The 20,066-nt window shown below is 46.4% G+C and carries 11 protein-coding genes, 4 tRNA genes and 3 rRNA genes; 4 read left to right on the top strand and 14 right to left on the bottom strand.

The window, feature by feature from the left end; all coding sequences use genetic code 11:
* The first annotated feature begins 274 nt into the window (after positions 1 to 274).
* Together katG and ACFBZI_RS05280 are read left to right on the top strand one after the other, a co-directional pair.
* Positions 275 to 2,446, top strand: coding sequence for a catalase/peroxidase HPI (gene katG, locus ACFBZI_RS05285; RefSeq protein ID WP_375715358.1), 2,172 nt, complete (start codon positions 275 to 277; stop codon positions 2,444 to 2,446).
* A 407-nt stretch (positions 2,447 to 2,853) separates the two neighbouring features.
* Positions 2,854 to 3,666, top strand: coding sequence for a Cof-type HAD-IIB family hydrolase (locus tag ACFBZI_RS05280; RefSeq protein WP_375715357.1), 813 nt, complete (start codon positions 2,854 to 2,856; stop codon positions 3,664 to 3,666).
* 183 nt (positions 3,667 to 3,849) lie between these two features.
* Here ACFBZI_RS05280 and ACFBZI_RS05275 read toward each other — a convergent pair whose 3' ends face one another.
* From ACFBZI_RS05275 to ACFBZI_RS05240, 8 genes are all read right to left on the bottom strand, one after another.
* On the bottom strand, positions 3,850 to 4,836 hold the full coding sequence (locus ACFBZI_RS05275; protein ID WP_375715356.1) for a malate dehydrogenase: 987 nt from the start codon (positions 4,834 to 4,836) through the stop codon (positions 3,850 to 3,852).
* Between the two features lie 244 nt (positions 4,837 to 5,080).
* Positions 5,081 to 7,093, bottom strand: coding sequence for a lytic transglycosylase domain-containing protein (locus ACFBZI_RS05270; protein ID WP_375715355.1), 2,013 nt, complete (start codon positions 7,091 to 7,093; stop codon positions 5,081 to 5,083).
* Between the two features lie 146 nt (positions 7,094 to 7,239).
* Positions 7,240 to 7,353, bottom strand: a 5S ribosomal RNA gene (gene rrf / locus ACFBZI_RS05265).
* 143 nt (positions 7,354 to 7,496) lie between these two features.
* A 23S ribosomal RNA gene (locus ACFBZI_RS05260) occupies positions 7,497 to 10,351 on the bottom strand.
* A 260-nt stretch (positions 10,352 to 10,611) separates the two neighbouring features.
* Positions 10,612 to 10,687: transfer RNA gene (locus ACFBZI_RS05255), tRNA-Ala, on the bottom strand.
* Between the two features lie 5 nt (positions 10,688 to 10,692).
* Positions 10,693 to 10,769 (bottom strand) — tRNA-Ile (locus tag ACFBZI_RS05250).
* A gap of 61 nt (positions 10,770 to 10,830) precedes the next feature.
* Positions 10,831 to 12,359: ribosomal RNA gene (locus ACFBZI_RS05245) — 16S ribosomal RNA — on the bottom strand.
* Together the 16S, 23S and 5S rRNA genes with 2 tRNA genes alongside form the textbook arrangement of a ribosomal RNA operon.
* A gap of 897 nt (positions 12,360 to 13,256) precedes the next feature.
* Positions 13,257 to 13,805, bottom strand: coding sequence for an RDD family protein (locus ACFBZI_RS05240; protein WP_375716319.1), 549 nt, complete (start codon positions 13,803 to 13,805; stop codon positions 13,257 to 13,259).
* Between the two features lie 174 nt (positions 13,806 to 13,979).
* Between ACFBZI_RS05240 and ACFBZI_RS05235 the strand changes: the two genes are divergently transcribed.
* Positions 13,980 to 14,180 carry a hypothetical protein gene (locus ACFBZI_RS05235; protein ID WP_375715354.1) on the top strand — a complete coding sequence of 67 codons (201 nt, stop codon included), beginning with the start codon at positions 13,980 to 13,982 and terminating at the stop codon, positions 14,178 to 14,180.
* A gap of 5 nt (positions 14,181 to 14,185) precedes the next feature.
* Here the strand turns inward: ACFBZI_RS05235 and ACFBZI_RS05230 are convergent.
* Both ACFBZI_RS05230 and ACFBZI_RS05225 read right to left on the bottom strand, forming a co-directional pair.
* Positions 14,186 to 14,262, bottom strand: a tRNA-Arg gene (locus ACFBZI_RS05230).
* 125 nt (positions 14,263 to 14,387) lie between these two features.
* Positions 14,388 to 14,479, bottom strand: a tRNA-Ser gene (locus tag ACFBZI_RS05225).
* Between the two features lie 362 nt (positions 14,480 to 14,841).
* On the opposite strand from ACFBZI_RS05225, the gene ACFBZI_RS05220 reads away from it, so the two are divergent.
* The gene (locus ACFBZI_RS05220; protein ID WP_375716318.1) at positions 14,842 to 15,648 is read left to right on the top strand and encodes a hydroxymethylpyrimidine/phosphomethylpyrimidine kinase; all 807 of its coding nucleotides are present in this window, start codon (positions 14,842 to 14,844) and stop codon (positions 15,646 to 15,648) included.
* A gap of 140 nt (positions 15,649 to 15,788) precedes the next feature.
* Here the strand turns inward: ACFBZI_RS05220 and ACFBZI_RS05215 are convergent, their stop codons facing one another.
* From ACFBZI_RS05215 to ACFBZI_RS05200, 4 genes are all read right to left on the bottom strand, one after another.
* Entirely contained in the window at positions 15,789 to 16,355 is a 567-nt protein-coding gene (locus tag ACFBZI_RS05215) for a YggT family protein (RefSeq protein WP_375715353.1), read from the bottom strand.
* Between the two features lie 30 nt (positions 16,356 to 16,385).
* Positions 16,386 to 17,225: a pyrroline-5-carboxylate reductase gene (gene proC, locus ACFBZI_RS05210; protein WP_375715352.1), complete on the bottom strand. Its 840-nt coding sequence runs from the start codon at positions 17,223 to 17,225 to the stop codon at positions 16,386 to 16,388.
* Positions 17,226 to 17,392: 167 nt separating this feature from the next.
* The gene (tilS, locus tag ACFBZI_RS05205) at positions 17,393 to 18,823 is read right to left on the bottom strand and encodes a tRNA lysidine(34) synthetase TilS (RefSeq protein ID WP_375715351.1); all 1,431 of its coding nucleotides are present in this window, start codon (positions 18,821 to 18,823) and stop codon (positions 17,393 to 17,395) included.
* A gap of 309 nt (positions 18,824 to 19,132) precedes the next feature.
* Positions 19,133 to 19,930 (bottom strand): acetyl-CoA carboxylase carboxyltransferase subunit alpha, encoded by a 798-nt coding sequence (locus ACFBZI_RS05200; RefSeq protein ID WP_375715350.1) that lies wholly within the window; start codon positions 19,928 to 19,930, stop codon positions 19,133 to 19,135.
* Positions 19,931 to 20,066: the final 136 nt, after the last annotated feature.

Genomic DNA, 20,066 nt, shown 5'->3' with positions numbered 1-20,066 from the left:
AATAATAAACCACATTATACATCATCTGCCTTAAGCTTGTCTTAAATTTGTATAGCCTACTACATACCAGCACATCAACCATGCCACCCATCTTAAAAATGGCTGAATTTGGCAAAATTTGACAAATTTAGCCAAAATGGCAATTTTATATAAAATATCAATCAAAATCTTTTGTTTAATTGATTTTATTGTATATCATAATGCGATTATAATCACACCAAAGCATCGATAAGCACCCCACTTCGATGCCAAGACAAACCAAAGGAGAAAACCGATGAGCAATACAAAAACAGGCTGCCCATTTCATGGGGCAAACACCACTGACGAACAAACACCACTGGCTTGGTGGCCAAAAACGCTCAATTTAGACATTTTGCACCAACACGACAAAAAGACCAACCCACTGGGCGAAGATTTTGATTACGCCAAAGAGTTTTTAAAAATTGATTTAGAAGAACTCAAAGAAGATGTCCGCCAAGTGCTGCGAAACAGCCAAACATGGTGGCCTGCCGATTATGGCTATTATGGCGGTCTGATGGGTCGCTTGTCGTGGCACGCCGCTGGCTCATACCGCATGGCAGACGGTCGTGGCGGTGCTAACACAGGCAATATCCGCTTTGCACCGCTAAACAGCTGGCCTGATAACGGCAACTTGGACAAGGCACGCCGACTGTTGTATCCGATTAAACAAAAATACGGCAACCGCTTGTCTTGGGCGGACTTGATTGTGCTGGCAGGGACAATCGGTTATGAATCGGCTGGGCTAAAAACCTTTGGCTTTGCTGGTGGTCGTGAAGACATTTGGCACCCTGAAAAAGATGTCTATTGGGGCAGTGAAAAGCAATGGCTTGCCAAAACTGGCAGCGAAGGCTCACGCTGGAGCGACGATCGCCAGCTTGAAAATCCTTTGGCGTCGGTGATGATGGGGCTGATTTATGTCAATCCAGAAGGTGTTGATGGCAAACCCGATCCGCTAAAAACCGCTCGTGATATGCGTATCACCTTTGAGCGTATGGGCATGAATGACGAAGAAACCGTCGCCCTAACTGCTGGCGGTCATACCATCGGCAAAGCACATGGCAATGGCGATGCCAGCAAACTTGGTGCTGAACCAGAAGCGGCCAATATCGAAGATCAAGGTTTTGGCTGGCTCAATCCTGAAGGCCCAGGCAAAGTTACCAGCGGCATCGAAGGGGCTTGGACGACGCACCCTGACCGCTGGGATAATGAGTTTTTTAAGCTGTTGTTCAAGTACGAAGACAAATGGGCATTGACCAAATCGCCTGCAGGTGCTAATCAATGGGAACCTGTCGAGATGGACGCCGAAGACATGCCAGTGGATTCATTTGACCCAAGTATCCGCCGCAAAATCGTCATGACCGATGCCGACATGGCACTGATTCGTGACCCTGAATATCGCAAAATCTCCGAGCGTTTTTTGAACGATCAAGCCGCCTTGGACGATGCTTTTGCTCGTGCATGGTTTAAGCTTACCCATCGTGATATGGGTCCAAAAAGCCGCTATCTGGGTGCAGATGTGCCAAGCGAAGATTTGATTTGGCAAGATCCTATTCCAGCGGTGGACTATACGCTAAGCGATGACGAAATTGCCAAGCTAAAAGCGAAAATCCTAGCCACTGGCTTATCGGTATCAGAATTGGTGGCAACCGCTTGGGATTCGGCACGCACTTTTCGCCAGTCGGATTACCGTGGTGGTGCCAACGGTGCTCGCATTCGCCTAGCACCCCAAAAAGACTGGGTTGGTAACGAGCCTGAGCGTCTGGCAAAAGTACTGGCGGTATATGAGCAGCTGCAAGCCACCCTTGACAAAAAAGTCAGCATTGCCGATTTAATCGTCCTAGGCGGTACTGCTGCTGTCGAAAAAGCCGCCTTTGATGCTGGTGTGCCAATCACTGTGCCATTTGCCGCTGGGCGTGGCGATGCCAGCGATGAGCAGACCGATGCTGCATCGTTTGAGTATCTAAAACCAATTCATGATGGCTTTCGCAATTTCCAAGAAGCCCATTACGCACCACAGCCAGAAGAGCTGCTGCTTGACCGTGCCCAACTGATGGGATTGACCGCACCAGAGATGACGGTGCTGATTGGCGGTATGCGTGTACTTGGGGCGAACCACGGCGGCAGCCAGCACGGTGTATTTACCGATCGCATCGGCGTTCTTAGTACAGATTTTTTTAGAAATCTGGTGGATATGAATAACACTTGGCAGCCCACAGGCCGCAACAGCTACAACATCTGCGACCGCAGCACAGGTCAAGTCAAATGGACGGCCACTCGTGTGGATTTGGTTTTTGGTTCAAATTCCATCTTGCGTGCCTATGCTGAAGTCTATGCCCAAGACGATGCCAAAGAAAAGTTTGTCAAAGACTTTGTGGCGGCATGGGTTAAGGTGATGAACGCCGATCGTTTTGATTTGAAAATTTGATTTAAAAGTTTGATTTTAAATAATCAATACCTTTAATTTTACATTAAAAATATCAACACCCAAAACCAAAAATAGCACGGCATAACCGCTGTGCTATTTTTTTAAATTCGCTTTAAACCAAATTCTTTAAATAGACTTTTTAAACCAATTTTAAACCAGTTTTTTAAATAACCATTGCAAATCATAGCAAATGTTTGGTTGTTTTGGTAAATGATGAGTTGCGGATTGATTTGGCATTTTTTATGGTTTATCAGCATCAATCAGCAGATTTTTATCAGCAAAATTGACCAACTGTGATACAATCGGTGCATTGGTTTTTGTCAAGATTGCTTTTTTGGCAAAATCATTTGATATTTTAAAAACCCAATCATACCACCAAAACAGTAACTATTAATCAATCAAACAAAATGCCTACACCAAACCACCCACCACCAAAAATCGTCTTTTTTGACATTGATGACACTTTGTACATCAAAGACACCCAAAGCGTACCTGACAGCGTCAGCACCGCCCTGCATGCCCTAAAAAACCAAGGCATCATCATCGCCATCGCCACAGGTCGCAGTCTGGGCATCATTCCGCCGCCGATTAGCCAACTGATTGACACGGTCGGCATTGATTATCTTTTGACCATGAATGGGCAGTACAATCAATATCAGGGTCAAAAATTGTTCGATTATCCACTAAAACCTGAGCAAGTGTTGGCGGTTTTGCAGCTTTTTGACAAGCATCGCATCGCCACCGCCTGCATGACCAAAACCGAAGTGTATCATTTTTTGGACAGCGACAATCGGCAAGCGGCATTGGGTTCGTTAAATATCCAATCCATCAAAGCGGACAAAGACAGTTTTGATTTTTATCAGCCCATTTATCAGATTTTGGCATTTTATCAAGAAAATCAAGCCCCTTTGTTGGATTTACCCACTGGCATCAAGACTACTCGCTGGCATGAGTGTGCCGTCGATGTGCTAGACGCCAACAGCTCCAAGGCTCGTGCGATTACCGCCTTGCTTAAGCGGCTTGACATCTCGCCAACTGACGCCGCCGCCTTTGGCGATGGGCTAAATGATATTGAGATGTTTAAGCTGGTCGGCACTGCCATCGCCATGGGTAATGCCCACCCAGATGCCAAACAAGCCGCCGATATGGTTTGCCCACGCCATGACGAAGACGGTATTTTGCAAGCAATCAAGCAGCTTCAATGGGAGAAAATTACTTAACAAAGTCAATATAAAGCCAATTTTAGACTTGGTTTGTTTTAGCTTAATTTGCAATTTAATTTGTTTAAAAATCTTAATAAAAAACACCTTTTGTGATGAGCAAAAGGTGTTTTTGTTGATAATGCCAACGATGCATTGCTTGTATTTGCTTTAAATTTAGTATTTATTTAAAGCAAACTAAATTTATGCAAACAAATGATCAATCGCTGCACGCTCTTCTTCCAGCTCGTTTAGCGTGATGTTGATGTATTTTTGGCTAAATTCATCGATTTCTAGACCTTCAACGATTTTGTATTCGCCGTTTTCGGTGGTTACTGGGAAACCGAACATAACACCTTCTGGAATGCCGTATGAGCCATCAGATGGGATACCCATCGTTACCCATTCGCCATTGGTGCCAAGCGCCCAATCACGCATGTGGTCAATCGCTGCGTTCGCTGCTGATGCCGCTGATGATAGGCCACGAGCTTCGATGATTGCCGCACCACGCTTACCAACGGTTGGCAAGAATACATTGGCGTTCCATTCTTGGTCGTTAATCATATCTTTCACGCTTTCACCATTGATGGTTGCAAAGCGATAATCGGCGTACATGGTTGGGCTGTGGTTGCCCCATACGGTTAGGTTTTTGATGTCTTTGACCGCTTTGCCAGTTTTTTTGGCGACTTGGGTCAAGGCACGGTTGTGGTCAAGACGCAGCATGGCGGTGAAGTTTTTGGCTGGCAAATCTGGTGCTGATTTCATGGCGATATAAGCGTTGGTATTTGCTGGGTTGCCCACCACCAAAACTTTAACATCACGGCTTGCCACATCGTTCAGTGCTTTACCTTGAACGGTAAAGATTTTGGCGTTTTCTTGTAGCAAATCAGCACGCTCCATGCCTGGACCACGAGGACGAGCACCGACCAACAACGCATAATCGGCATCTTTGAACGCCACATTTGGATCGTCAGTACCGATAATATCAACCAGCAATGGGAAAGCACAGTCGTCAAGCTCCATGATCACGCCTTGTAAGGCTTGTTGTGCTTTTTCGACAGGGATTTCTAATAATTGTAGAATCACTGGCTGATCCTTGCCAAGCATCTCTCCTGATGCGATACGAAATAGCAAGCTGTAGCCAATTTGACCAGCAGCACCAGTAACAGCAACACGAACAGGTTGTTTCATGAGTTATTCCTTCTAGTTATTAAGGGAAACCAAAAATCGGTTGATTATACATTTTTAGCAATGGGTGTATCACCAAAAATACCAAATCATCGCTAGTGTATCATTTTATAAGGGCAAAGACAAACCTTTTTATCGCATCAATTGATGACCAAAGCATGGCAAAAGCACCGCAAAATTACCATCAAAAAACCCAGCATTTGAGCATTGGGCTTTTGATTGATGGCAAGTTGTCAATTCAATTGGCTTAGCGTGACTGGACAATGCCCATGCGTTGGCTGATTGGCACAGGCTGACCCAATATCACGCTATAAACGGTCGCATTTTCCATCACATGCTTGACATAAGCCCGTGTTTCAGAATAAGGAATCGCTTCGACATATTGATCAGCATTGATATTGCCATGCGTTGGTAGCCATTTGCGTGCCGCCCCCGGCCCTGCGTTATAGCCTGCAGTTGCCACAGCGATTTGACCACCAACACGATTTGCCAAGTCATTCAAAAACCAAGTGCCATAGCGGATATTGGTGTCTGGATTGCTCATGCTGCCAGCTGATTCGCCCATACCCCTTGCAATCTGGTTGGCAGTACCTGGGATAATTTGCATCAAACCGCCCGCCCCAGCACCCGATTGGGCGGACGACTGAAAGCGGCTTTCTTGACGCATGATGCCATACGCCCACGCAGGGTCGATGCCGACATTACGACTGTGGCGTAAGGTGCTGTCCATGTATGGCGTTGGGTGTGATAATGCACCGTTACGGACGCTATCGGTGGTCTCGATGGCTTGGATACTGCGGTGATAATAACCCAAATCGTGGGCTTTTTTAGCAGCGGCAAGCAAAAGCTCGGTATCGCCAGACTCTCGAGCCTTACGCACCGCCCAATTCCATTCACGATTGATATGCTCCAAGCTGGCATTATTTTGCATCAATAATAACGCTCGGGCAAAATCAGGATTATTCATCACTCGCTGCTCACTTTTGGCATCAACAACAGGCAAGGCGTTGCCGCCAATATCCGACAGCGTCAGACGCTGGCCGATGCGGTCTTTAGCAAGCAAACCATAATAATCGATACCTGTGGCAAGATTGGTATAAATGCGGCGAGCTTCGTTTTGTTTGCCAGTTTGCTCATAGGCTCGTGCCAGCCAGTATTGCCAAACTCGCTCTTGTTGCTCCACGGCCGTCATCGCACCGATGGCATTGATGACATCTTGCCATTGCCCAAAGTGAATGGCCGCTTGTGCATAATCTTCAGCTTCTTCGTAATTGAACGGCTCGCCCAAGCTGTTTCTGAACCATTCCACTGCATTGATGCTATAACCATCGTCAGTGTTCATGTTCATGCGTTTGACACCAATACTCCGCCACGCATAACGGCGAGCCATATCAGACAGCAGACGCTGACTGCGGCGGTTGTCTTCGGCGATGTCATAATTTAGCTGCGTGGACGCTTCCCAATAAGAGCGATGTGCCAGCAGGCTGATGGCGTAAATATACAAATATTGATTGGCATCACTATAGCTTTCTTGGGAAAAGCGAGTAAAAAACTCGTTGGGATTATTGCGAATATCCTGCAAAGTCTGATAATTGACCGACAGCCCCAGCTGGTTCATCAATGATACAATATCGCTCACTTTATCCAATGGTGCTTGTCGGCTGGACAATTGCCGCTTGTCGATACGCAGCATACGCACCAATCGCTCGTGCTTGTCGGTATTGGTAATGCGTGGGTTGTAGCTCATTTCGCTGGCTAGCTTGTCGCACAAAGACTGTTTGATTTGGGTATTTAACCAAACATTGGGCTTTTGATACAAGGCACGCACCGAGTCATCACTTTGATTAAATCCCAATGCAATGGCACAAGCTTCTGAATCATCAGGGTTTTCAATACTGTTGGCAACCGCACGCACTGACGCATAATCGCCTTGGCGTGCTTTGACTTCGGCATAATCCGCCGCCAATTTTTCGCTCATCACATTACTGGGGTATTGCCGCACAAAGTTATTAACTTCATCAGGCGATTGACTGGATAAATTATAATTCAGCCGCCAATAAGTCGGATACATCGCAAATAATGTGCCTTGCATATTTTGTTCGTATTGTCGCATGGCATTTGGGCTGGATTTTTGCCGTTCGGCATCAATGAATTGATAAATGCTGCCATCGTTGGCATTGCCTTGTGCGCAGGCTACTTGAGCAATCGTACCAATACCGCTTAGCACAGCGACAAAATGAAATTTAGTAAATTTTTGCATAATCGTCACAATATTAAAAATTTGGTTTTTATTTTATCAACCATCATGCAAAATGTCCAAGTTTATAACCATATTCCAACAAAGCAAAATATTTCTTACAAAAACCCAAAAACCCCCGCACTCTCGTACGGGGGTCTGAAATAAGGTGCTGACGATGACCTACTCTCACATGGGCGAACCACACTACCATCGGCGCTAAGACGTTTCACTTCTGAGTTCGGGAAGGGATCAGGTGGTTCCATCTTGCTATTGTCGTCAGCGTAAAAGGATTAACAACGCTGCTTATGAGTCTGTTATTTAATTTTTACTTTAAATTGTTATCTTTTTAAAGCTATTCAAGATTGATTCAAGCTTGCTAGGTAAAATCTTTACACTTTATCATACTAAACCACTTGGGTGTTGTATGGTCAAGCCAAACGAGCAATTAGTATTGGTTAGCTACACGTATCACTACGCTTCCACACCCAACCTATCAACGTCGTAGTCTACAACGGCTCTTTAGGGAAATCTTATCTTGAGGTGGGCTTCCCGCTTAGATGCTTTCAGCGGTTATCCCATCCGAACGTAGCTACCCGGCAATGCCACTGGCGTGACAACCGGAACACCAGAGGTTCGTCCACTCTGGTCCTCTCGTACTAGGAGCAGATCCTCTCAAATTTCCAACGCCCACGGTAGATAGGGACCGAACTGTCTCACGACGTTCTAAACCCAGCTCGCGTACCTCTTTAAATGGCGAACAGCCATACCCTTGGGACCTGCTTCAGCCCCAGGATGAGATGAGCCGACATCGAGGTGCCAAACACCGCCGTCGATATGAACTCTTGGGCGGTATCAGCCTGTTATCCCCAGAGTACCTTTTATCCGTTGAGCGATGGCCCTTCCATACAGAACCACCGGATCACTAAGACCTACTTTCGTACCTGCTCGACTTGTGGGTCTCGCAGTTAAGCGCGCTTTTGCCTTTATACTCTTTGAACGATTTCCGACCGTTCTGAGCGCACCTTCGTACTCCTCCGTTACTCTTTAGGAGGAGACCGCCCCAGTCAAACTACCCACCATACATTGTCCTCGATATTGTGATATCTGAGTTAGAACCCCAACATAACCAGGGTGGTATTTCAAGGTTGGCTCCATGGCAACTGGCGTCGCCACTTCAAAGCCTCCCACCTATCCTACACAAGTTAGGTCAAAGTTCAATGTAAAGCTGTAGTAAAGGTTCACGGGGTCTTTCCGTCTAGCCGCGGGTACACAGCATCTTCACTGCGATTTCGATTTCACTGAGTCTCTGCTGGAGACAGCGCTGCCATCATTATGCCATTCGTGCAGGTCGGAACTTACCCGACAAGGAATTTCGCTACCTTAGGACCGTTATAGTTACGGCCGCCGTTTACTGGGGCTTCGATCAAGAGCTTCGCATACGCTAACCCCATCAATTAACCTTCCAGCACCGGGCAGGCATCACACCCTATACGTCCACTTTCGTGTTTGCAGAGTGCTGTGTTTTTAATAAACAGTTGCAGCAGCCTGGTATCTGCGACTGCCAACAGCTTACACCGCAAGGGTTTCACCGTCGGCAGCGTACCTTCTCCCGAAGTTACGGTACCATTTTGCCTAGTTCCTTCAGCAGAGTTCTCTCAAGCGCCTTGGTATTCTCTACCTGACCACCTGTGTCGGTTTCGGGTACGATTTGTTTATAACTATCGCTTAGAAGCTTTTCCTGGAAGCATGGTATTTGCCACTTCGCCAGTAAACTGGCTTGCTATCAGATCTCAGTAATAGTCTAGCGGATTTGCCTACTAAACCTACCTACATCCTTCCACCTGGACAACCATCGCCAGGCTGGCATAACCTTCTCCGTCCCTCCATCGCATCATAAACAAGTATCGGAATATTAACCGATTTCCCATCGACTACGCCTTTCGGCCTCGCCTTAGGGGTCGACTCACCCAGCCCCGATTAACGTTGGACTGGAACCCTTGGTCTTCCGGCGAACGGGCTTTTCACCCGTTTTGTCGTTACTCACGTCAGCATTCGCTCTTGTGATACCTCCAGCATACCTTACGATACACCTTCACAGGCTTACACAACGCTCCCCTACCACTTAATTGAAACAATTAAATCCGCAGCTTCGGCTCCTAGTTTGAGCCCCGTTACATCTTCCGCGCAGGCCGACTCGACTAGTGAGCTATTACGCTTTCTTTAAAGGGTGGCTGCTTCTAAGCCAACCTCCTAGCTGTCTGTGCCTTCCCACATCGTTTCCCACTTAACTAGGAATTTGGGGCCTTAGCTGGCGGTCTGGGTTGTTTCCCTCTTGACGACGGACGTTAGCACCCGCCGTCTGTCTCCCGGATATTACTCATCGGTATTCGGAGTTTGCATCGGTTTGGTAAGTCGGGATGACCCCCTAGCCGAAACAGTGCTCTACCCCCAATGGTATTCGTCCGAGGCGCTACCTAAATAGCTTTCGGGGAGAACCAGCTATCACCGAGTTTGATTAGCCTTTCACCCCTATCCACAAGTCATCCCCTACCTTTTCAACGGGAGTGGGTTCGGTCCTCCGGTGCCTGTTACGGCACTTTCAACCTGCTCATGGATAGATCACTCGGTTTCGGGTCTATACCCTGCAACTAAACGCCCTATTAAGACTCGGTTTCCCTACGGCTCCCCTATACGGTTAACCTTGCTACAGAATATAAGTCGCTGACCCATTATACAAAAGGTACGCCGTCACGGAACAAGTCCGCTCCGACTGCTTGTATGCACACGGTTTCAGGTTCTATTTCACTCCCCTAACAGGGGTTCTTTTCGCCTTTCCCTCACGGTACTGGTTCACTATCGGTCAGTCAGGAGTATTTAGCCTTGGAGGATGGTCCCCCCATCTTCAGACAGAATTTCTCGTGTTCCGCCCTACTTAATATGTCGCTTAAACAGTTTCGCATACAGGACTATCACCTACTATGGTTGGCTTTCCCACGCCATTTTGCTACTGTTTAATTGATCGGCTCCTCCCCGTTCGCTCGCCGCTACTTGGGGAATCTCAATTGATGTCTTTTCCTCGGGGTACTGAGATGTTTCACTTCTCCCGGTTTGCCTCATAAAATAAATTATGATACCTAAGTTATCTTAGGTGGGTTTCCCCATTCAGAAATCGCCGGGTCACAGGATATTGCCACCTCACCGACGCTTATCGCAGGCTATCACGTCTTTCATCGCCTCTGACTGCCAAGGCATCCACCATGTGCACTTCATTACTTGACCATACAACCCCAAAGGGTCTTTAATGTATGGGTAATGTGTAACGATTCACCTATGTTTACGCTTGATTCAGTTCTCTTTACTTTAGCTAAGTACATTTTGGGGTGTACTTAGCATGGTTAATAAATTACGTTGGATAATTTATTAACCCAGACTCATAATCATGTTGTTAAATAATAATATAAACTTCGTCAGTTTATAAAGTTAAAGCATAGATAAGAAATCTTTCTTAAATCGCTTATGTATGCTTGATGTTTAATGATTGGTGGAGCCAAGGAGAGTCGAACTCCTGACCTCCTGCGTGCAAGGCAGGCGCTCTACCAACTGAGCTATGGCCCCATAAATGGTGGGTCTAATAAGACTTGAACTTATGACCCCCGCGTTATCAACACGGTGCTCTAACCAACTGAGCTATAGACCCGTTTTAAACATCTTACTAAAGAACAACTTGTTGTGAATTCTTGCCAATCAGATATCTTCGTTAAGGAGGTGATCCAGCCGCAGGTTCCCCTACGGCTACCTTGTTACGACTTCACCCCAGTCATCGACCCCACCGTGGTGATCGCCCTCTTGCGTTAGGCTAACCACTTCTGGTGAGATCAACTCCCATGGTGTGACGGGCGGTGTGTACAAGGCCCGGGAACGTATTCACCGCAGCATTCTGATCTGCGATTACTAGCGATTCCGACTTCATGGAGTCGAGTTGCAGACTCCAATCCGGACTACGATAGGCTTTTTGAGATTGGCATCACATCGCTGTGTAGCAACCCTTTGTACCTACCATTGTAGCACGTGTGTAGCCCTGGTCGTAAGGGCCATGATGACTTGACGTCGTCCCCGCCTTCCTCCAGTTTGTCACTGGCAGTATCCTTAGAGTTCCCACCCGAAGTGCTGGTAACTAAGGAAAAGGGTTGCGCTCGTTGCGGGACTTAACCCAACATCTCACGACACGAGCTGACGACAGCCATGCAGCACCTGTATCACAGTTCCCGAAGGCACTAAGCTATCTCTAGCGAATTCTGTGTATGTCAAGACCAGGTAAGGTTCTTCGCGTTGCATCGAATTAAACCACATGCTCCACCGCTTGTGCGGGCCCCCGTCAATTCATTTGAGTTTTAACCTTGCGGCCGTACTCCCCAGGCGGTCTACTTATTGCGTTAACTGCGTCACTAAGTCTTCAAGAGACCCAACGACTGGTAGACATCGTTTACGGCGTGGACTACCAGGGTATCTAATCCTGTTTGCTACCCACGCTTTCGCACCTCAGTGTCAGTATGATGCCAGGGAGCTGCCTTCGCCATCGGTATTCCTCCAGATCTCTACGCATTTCACCGCTACACCTGGAATTCTACTCCCCTCTCACCTACTCTAGTTACCCAGTATCAGATGCAATTCCTAGGTTAAGCCCAGGGCTTTCACATCTGACTTAAGTAACCACCTACGCGCGCTTTACGCCCAGTAATTCCGATTAACGCTTGCACCCTCTGTATTACCGCGGCTGCTGGCACAGAGTTAGCCGGTGCTTATTCTGTGGGTAACGTCAGGGCTAATGGGTATTAACCATTAGCTTTTCCTCCCCACTTAAAGTGCTTTACAACCAAAAGGCCTTCTTCACACACGCGGCATGGCTGGATCAGGCTTTCGCCCATTGTCCAATATTCCCCACTGCTGCCTCCCGTAGGAGTCTGGGCCGTGTCTCAGTCCCAGTGTGGCTGATCATCCTCTCAGACCAGCTACAGATCGTCGCCTTGGTAGGCCTTTACCCCACCAACTAGCTAATCCGACTTAGGCTCATCTAATAGCGAGAGCTTGCGCCCCCTTTCACCCGTAGGTCGTATGCGGTATTAGCTTGAGTTTCCCCAAGTTATCCCCCACTACTAGGCAGATTCCTAAGCATTACTCACCCGTCCGCCACTAGGTATCAAAAGCAAGCTTTCTAACCTCGTTCGACTTGCATGTGTTAAGCCTGCCGCCAGCGTTCAATCTGAGCCATGATCAAACTCTTCAGTTTAATCTTGTTTTGCCTATGAGTTTGACTTAGTAAACTAAGTTAAATCGATAGGGCTTTAATGTTGGCTCATTTATCGTACTTACTAGCAAATATTTGCTCATCGTGTAAATGAATTAACTTTGAGTATTTTTGCCTTACTTAAATAAGTGTAATACTAAGATAAGTAAAAGTATCAATAAATGATAATATTTTTAAGTATCTTGTATTGACAAAAATCCACACAAGTTGTTCTTTAGTTTGGATTTTAAATAGTGTTGAACACTGTCGTCCAGTTGTTCAATGAGTTGCGTATTATACACGCTTAAAATTTGTTGTCAAGCGTCTTTTTCACTTTTTTTTAAAATTTTTCAATTTGATTGATTTGATGCAAATTGTCAAGTCAAATTGTCAAATTTTAAATCGGTGATCAATCAATTTATCTTAGGCAGCTTTATGATACTTTGTATGATAAAGTAATATGATAAAGTGTTAGCTAAGTTATTGATTTAGCAGAAGATTTTGTTTATCTGCTTTGCTTGAGTGGTGCGTATTATAGGTATCATTGTTTGTCTTGTAAAGGGGTTTTTTTGGGTGGTGGGGAGAAAGTTTGTAAGTTGTTGGTTTTTAGGGGGTTTTTGTTGGAGAGTTTTGGTGGTGATATTTGCTTGCTTTGTATTTATCAGGCGAAATCTGCTAAAATGGGTGGTAGATAAGGATAATTTAAGGAAATTTGTAAGATTTTGGTTGACTTTGTATGGGCTTTGCCATCTGTAAGAGAACGCCTTACCCAAAAAAGATGTTCATATTTTTAAAATAAAAAGCGAACACCGACATTTTGGATATTCGCTTGTTATTTTTAATAAATTTTAAATTAAAAATTGCATCAATTACCAATCGTTAAATACTACCAATGATTGACTAGTGATTTTTGCGGCGTCTTAGGCTTTGCCACAGCGTTTCGTGAGCAATTTTTGGCACTTTTAGGGTGATGGTGTTAGACAGCATATCATGCACCGCCAGCCCACGGCGGTTAAACAAGCAAAATAAAAAATTGAACAAAAATCCCAAAAATGCCGCCACCAAAACCGCCAATTTTGAGCCATGAAGCAACGCACCTGCCACCGCACACAAAGCAGGCACAAGGCAGGCGCTGATAATCCGCACAAAACTTTGTAGCCAGCTTAATAGCTCGCCAGATTCATTGACTGTCTTTAGTCGCCAAGTTTGCATGCCCAGCGTTTGCCCAGATTTTCGCCAAAAAATCCCATAAAACCCCACCAAAGTTAGCACAAAAGACGGCGTCATCACCGCATTTTGATACCACAAGGGCAATCGCTGGGCTTGCTGGGAAGTTGTGCCAACATCTAAAAACAGCAGCGTGCCAACCACCGATAGCACCGCTCCGACCAAAAACAGCATCGCCAAAATCAGCATGCCGTCATAAATAATGGCGGTCAGCCGCACCAAAGGACTGGCAACGGTCGGCACATCGTTGGGACTGGCAGGTTTGGCGGTATTTGGACTTGATTTGGACATAATAAATCGGCGTGTTATGGTCAATGGTTACAAATTTGGGTTGGGATTTTTAATCATCAAAATGCAAAAACTGCTTTGAGTGCATTTGACAAACTTTGAGTAAATTTGGCAAATGCAGACAAACAGCTTTGGCAAATATTTGCCTTTTTTAAAATAATCAAAGGAGTATTGTACCACGAATTGCCGACAGATGCCGAGCAAGCCAAGCGGATTGATAAAATTTTTCTAATTTTTGGTTTTTGCAGTTCAACACATAAAATAAAAAGCAAAAAGAAATCACCGCAAGTTATGACCTGCGGTGATTGACAATATGGCGCACCCGGAGAGATTCGAACTCCCGACCCCTTAGTTCGTAGCCAAGTGCTCTATCCAACTGAGCTACGGGTGCGGATTAACTTACTCTGATCTAACATCGTTTGTTGTGGCGTATTATACAGCATTTATTTTGTAAGTCAAGCATTTTTTTTATTTATTTTCTAAAATTTTTATCATTTATAAAACTTAGAAAATAAATGGCGGTGAAGGAGGGATTCGAACCCTCGATACCCGTAATTAGGTATGGTTCCTTAGCAGGGAACTGGTTTCAGCCACTCACCCACTTCACCGAACTTCGGCTAGATAAACTGCTAGATTTACCTACTTATCATTTGATGCTCATCATCTGATGATTTCGCCTGTCGTTGTGGGCGATAATTATAACAAAAATTACACCGATTGCAAGCGTTTTTTGTAAAAATTTTGAAATTATCATCATTTTTATGCGATTTTATGCAGTTTTGGTCAAAATTGCTCAAAATTTAACAAAATTGATGAAAATTTGTTCTATTTTTTGTGCCATTTTGGTGATGGGTTTGGTAATATAGTATCATTGAGTGATGACAATTTGGCAAATTGTCGACCATACCAAACCAAATCTGCCAATAACAAACCCACAACCAAACCACCAACTAAGGATAGACCCATGACCATGCGACCAACCGTATTATGCTTTTCAGGACTTGACCCATCAGGCGGTGCAGGGCTACAAGCCGACATCGAAGCCATCGGTGCAGCAGGCGGCCACGCTGCGGTCGCCTGTACCGCCATCACCGTGCAAAGCTCGCAGGCGGTCTATGGCTTTGAGCCTGTGGCAAGCTCGCTACTTCGCCAGCAGGCGACCACGGTACTGGGCGATTTGCCCATCAAAGCCATCAAGTCAGGCATGCTTGGCACAGTGGAAAATATCGCCACCATCGCCGAATTGTTCGAACAAAACGCCATCAAAGCAGGCACGCCTTATGTGCTTGACCCTGTCTTGGTGGCAAACTCAGGCGGCAGTCTGGGCGACGCCAAAACACTGGCCAAAGCCTTTGCTCGCCTGCTGCCTTATGCCACGCTCATCACACCAAACACGCACGAAATCCGTGCCTTGAGCGGACAAAATGACCTGCACGACGCCGCCAAAGCTCTAAACCATCAAGGCGTCAAGGCGGTGCTGCTAAAGACTTCGCACGACTACGATACTGGCGATATTGAGCAGTTTTTGTACATCGATGGTCAAATCGCCCACACCAGCATCGTGCCACGCTTATTGGGCGAATTTCACGGCTCTGGCTGCTCACTTGCCAGCCACATCGCCGCTCGTCTGGCGATGGGCGATGACATTATCCAAGCCATTGTAGCCGCTGACCGTTGGATTCATCAGACGCTGATTTGTGCTGACAAACCCCATACTGATGCTGGCACGCAGCTGATTCCCAATCGCTTTTTTCATCTTTTATCAACCCACCCCTAAAATTTGACAAAATCAAGCCATTAAAAAATCAGCACCAAATTGATGCTGATTTTTATTCGGTTTTGGCAAGTCTTTTGGTAAGTTTTTTTAGCAAGTTTTGGTAAATTTTATCAATTTATCCATCTTGCCCACCAAGCCAATTAGCTCAGCCAAATATTGGTAGCGATGATACCAATCACATCTTCGAGCAATAGCAGCGTCATCAATGCCACCAAAAATGACAAATCCAGCATACCCAAATTAGGCACAAAACGGCGAAACGGCGCAACAATCGGCTCGGATAACTGCATTAACACCATCAGCACGCTGTTATTGACATTCAAAAACATCACCAAAAGACTGCTCACCGCCGATGCAATCATCGTATAACGCAAAAGCTGCAAAAACTTAATAACGCCACTCAATGAACCGACAAAAAACAGCTCAATGGCGGTCATTGAACGCCCAACAATCGCATTGTTGGCAGCGATATTTATCAAATATAAAAGTAGCATCAACACCACAGCGGCACTGCTGACTCGTCCAGCCGCCAAATTTGGGAAAATGCGGGCAAACACATCAACGACGCCTGTCAATCGGTAGGTCGCCTTTGACATCGGCACGCCAGTATCAATGCCTGCCAGCTGAATCATAAAGCGGATAAACAGCAGCATCAAGGCGACATTGATGAGCATATTGGTCAAAACAAAAGCAGTAGAATGCATCATAAAAATTCTTAAAATCAGCTGAGTTGGGGATTATTGGCTAAGTACCTGACCCAGCTCGACGCTGCGATCGCTGCACGCTTGCATGGCTTTGGCAAATGCTTGCCCCACTTCATCGGCATATAAACTGTCTAATGCTGCAGCGGTCGTGCCGCCTTTTGAAGTAACTTGCTCACGCAAAGTGGCAGGATCATTATCCACCGCCAACGCCCCTGCTCCACGCAAACTCTGCACTGCCAAGGCGTGTGCATCGGCAGGCTCAAGTCCCATTTGCACGGCTTTGGCGATCATATTTTCAAGCACATAGAAAAAATACGCTGGTGCTGAGCCTGCCACCGCCGTTACAGCGTGTAGCAACGCTTCATCTTTGACCCATGAGACGATGCCAGACGCCTGCATCACCACTTCGGCAAGCTGGCAAGCGGATTGATCGACACCATCGGCGAACAAGCCAGATGCCCCAAAGCCCTTACTGGCTGGCAAATTTGGCATACAACGCACAATGTGGCGATAACCGCCGAGCATCTGCGATAAAGTCGCCACCGACAAGCCAGCAGCAATCGACAGCACCAGCTGGCGATCCAAATGCGGTGCGATACTGGCTGCCACTTCACGCATAATCTGCGGCTTGACTGCCAAAACCACGACATCGGCAGCCTTGATGATACCATCGGCAGCATCAGGGCTGACGGCAGTAACGCCTTTATTGGCAAATGCAGCCTGCTTATCGGCATCGCTGTCTGATACGCTCAAATTCAAATCCAGCTGATGCTCATGTTTGGCTTTTAATAAGCCATCGATAATCGCACCTGCCATATTGCCGCCGCCAATAAAGGCAACGGTTTTACCATTTAATACACTAAAATCCGTCATAGTCATTCCTAGGTTATCAATCCAATTTTTGGTTAAAATTGCTTGGTTGCAGTGATTGGGTTGAAGTTGCTTGGTTGCATACTTCGTTAAAACTATGTTAAAAATTTGTTAAAGGCTTGGTCAAATTTGCTCGGTTAAATTGGCTTAATTTGCCTAGCCAATTTGCGTTAAAAATCCCCATTGTACACCATTCGCCCCATCTGTGCAAAATCTGTCAGCAACTTGCCATCTGGCAGCCGCCAGACCATCATCGGTGCGACAAGATAAGTGCCATCGGCGGTGGTGATTTGCCAAAGGTGTTGCCTAAGCCATGGTGGCAGGCGTAGCTTTTGTGCCAGTTTTTTGGCTCGGTAGCTGTGCTTACCGATATTGATGGCATCGGATTTTTGTACTTGATGTAGGCAAATGGTGCGTGGACAAATCAGCTGCAGCTGACACGCATCGCCTGCCATCAGCGTCCAAACGCTGCCGTGATTGCTATTGCCGACATCATCGCCATTATCGACATTGTCCGACAATTTATCTGTCTTGATGGGTAAATGGGACGAATTGACAGTCAGCATCTGCCAAACATCTTGGCGGTAGCGATACAGACAATTATCATAGCGACAAATCACATAATTTGCCTGACAGGCCTGCCAAATCAACTGGCTGGCGTGGTCATTGTCCGTGCGACACATCAACTGATGAACACTGTGGGTAAACTGCTGGCTGGGCGGCATGGGTTCGTCAGCCTGTAACCAGCGGTGTAAAACGCTCATCTGTGCTACCTTATCTAGTCCAAAAAAATCAGCAATTGGCAACACTGCCTGATAAGGCAACTGATTGGCTGGGTGGTCGATATTGGTTAAGTTTAGATTAATTTGACTGTCAAGTAAAGCTGCCGACTGCCCCAATAAGTTTGCCGAACGAGCGATATTTTCGATAGCCTTAGGATTTAGGCTCAATAAATGCGGTAAAATCTGCGTGCGTATCAAGCCCCTAGCGTGGGCAAGGTCGGTATTGGTCGCATCATCAACATAAGGCAAGGCATGGCGTGCTGCAAAGGCACTGATGGCATCTCGCCCCACCGCCAGCCACGGTCGCCACAGATGGACGGATTTGGGTGCTTGATGAATCATCATGGTCTTGGTTTGCCATGGCTTGATGCCAGACAGGCCCTGCACGCCTGCCCCATTAATCAGCCGCATCAGCACCGTCTCGGCTTGGTCAGCAGCGTGATGAGCCAGCATCAGCACATCGCCAGCATTCATCACCGACAGCATGGCATGATAGCGAGCATCTCGTGCGTGTGATTCGCTATTTTTTGGCAAATTCACCTTCAAAATCTGGCACTCAAACCCATAATCATCTGCCCAAGACGCCACCAATGCAGCCCAATCATCATTGGCCTGTTGCCAGCCGTGATGCACATGCAATAAGATGGGCAGCTGGGCGATTTGCCCCTGTCTGTGCAATAAATAACAAGCATACGCCAAAGACAGCGAATCACGGCCGCCGCTACAAGCAAGGTATAATCTGGCATCACTGGGCAGATCTACCGCTCCAAATGCCACCATCAAGGTGGTTGTTAATAAATCTTTTGATAAACTTTGCATTGTTGTTCGATGTATCGCTTTTTGCCGTTGCTTTTGGTTGGTTTATTGACCGCCAAATCATCAATGACAGCCAAATGCCAAAAGTTTGAGCAATCAGTTTAGCATGATTTGCCAATTTGCCAAAGTGCATGAAATTCATTAATAAACCCAGCCATGAACACTTGACCAAAATACTATCAGCATACTATCAGCAAAAGCATCAATAAAATAGTATCAACAAACCACCAATAAAAACAGGGACGATGGTCAAATCGCCCCATTGTTATGCTTGATGTCATTGCAACATCAAAATATCAAAATTATTAAGATTTATAATGATAATGTTGAGTTAAATTGCATCAATCGCTCATAGCGTTGTTGTAGTAGCTCATCGGTGGATAAAGTGGCAAGTTTGGCAAGCTGCTCACCAAGCAGTGCTTGCAGTGCTGCCATCACAGGCTTGGGATCTTCGTGAGCGCCTGCACCTTCGGCGATGACTTCATCAATCAAACCCAGCTGGTGCAAATTGGCTGCATTCAATTTTAGAGCTTCGGACGCTTCTAGGGCTTTTTCGGCAGTTTTCCACAAAATCGATGCACAGCCTTCTGGCGAGATGACCGAATAAATGCTATTTTCTAGCATATTGACTCTATCTGCCACGCCAATGGCAAGCGCACCACCTGAGCCGCCTTCGCCAATCACCGTGGCAATCACTGGCGTTTTTAGGCTAGAAAACACCGCAATGCTCTTGGCGATGGCTTCGGCTTGTCCACGCTCTTCGGCACCGACGCCTGGGTATGCCCCTTGGGTGTCGATAAATGTCAAAACTGGCAAGCCAAACCGCTCTGCCATCTGCACCAGACGGATAATCTTGCGGTAGCCTTCGGGGTTTGCCATGCCAAAATTATGGGCGATACGCTCACGAGTGCTGCGGCCACGATGCTGCCCAACCACCAACACAGGCTCACCATTAAACCGTGCCAAGCCGCCAATAATCGCACGATCATCAGCAAAGGCACGGTCGCCGTGCAATTCATCAAACTCTGTAAACATGCCTTCGACATAGTCCAAAAATAGCGGACGCTTTGCGTGGCGTGCCAGCTGTACACTTTCCCAAACTTGACTCATATCACTCTCTTAGAATTGTACAAATGTAAACTGATATTTAGTTTAGCATTTTTTTTAAATCTCGTCATCATCTTTTGCACAATCTTTTACACAAAAATTGTCGCACTTTTGCCCTTTGGCTGTTTTTGGTGTGGCT

It is taken from the genome of Moraxella marmotae, assembly GCF_042219885.1.
Classification (GTDB): Bacteria; Pseudomonadota; Gammaproteobacteria; order Pseudomonadales; family Moraxellaceae; genus Moraxella; species Moraxella marmotae.
Note: the sequence above shows the minus strand (reverse complement) of the source record. Positions and strands in the feature narration are given on the sequence as shown.

Bases quoted from the DNA above. Each gene is read 5' to 3' on its own strand.
- ACFBZI_RS05275 (WP_375715356.1), bottom strand. From the start codon at position 4,836: ATGAAACAACCTGTTCGTGTTGCTGTTACTGGTGCTGCTGGTCAAATT.
- proC (WP_375715352.1), bottom strand. From the start codon at position 17,225: ATGACGGATTTTAGTGTATTAAATGGTAAAACCGTTGCCTTTATTGGC.
- ACFBZI_RS05280 (WP_375715357.1), top strand. From the start codon at position 2,854: ATGCCTACACCAAACCACCCACCACCAAAAATCGTCTTTTTTGACATT.
- ACFBZI_RS05270 (WP_375715355.1), bottom strand. From the start codon at position 7,093: ATGCAAAAATTTACTAAATTTCATTTTGTCGCTGTGCTAAGCGGTATT.
- ACFBZI_RS05220 (WP_375716318.1), top strand. From the start codon at position 14,842: ATGCGACCAACCGTATTATGCTTTTCAGGACTTGACCCATCAGGCGGT.
- ACFBZI_RS05215 (WP_375715353.1), bottom strand. From the start codon at position 16,355: ATGATGCATTCTACTGCTTTTGTTTTGACCAATATGCTCATCAATGTC.
- tilS (WP_375715351.1), bottom strand. From the start codon at position 18,823: ATGCAAAGTTTATCAAAAGATTTATTAACAACCACCTTGATGGTGGCA.
- ACFBZI_RS05200 (WP_375715350.1), bottom strand. From the start codon at position 19,930: ATGAGTCAAGTTTGGGAAAGTGTACAGCTGGCACGCCACGCAAAGCGT.
- katG (WP_375715358.1), top strand. From the start codon at position 275: ATGAGCAATACAAAAACAGGCTGCCCATTTCATGGGGCAAACACCACT.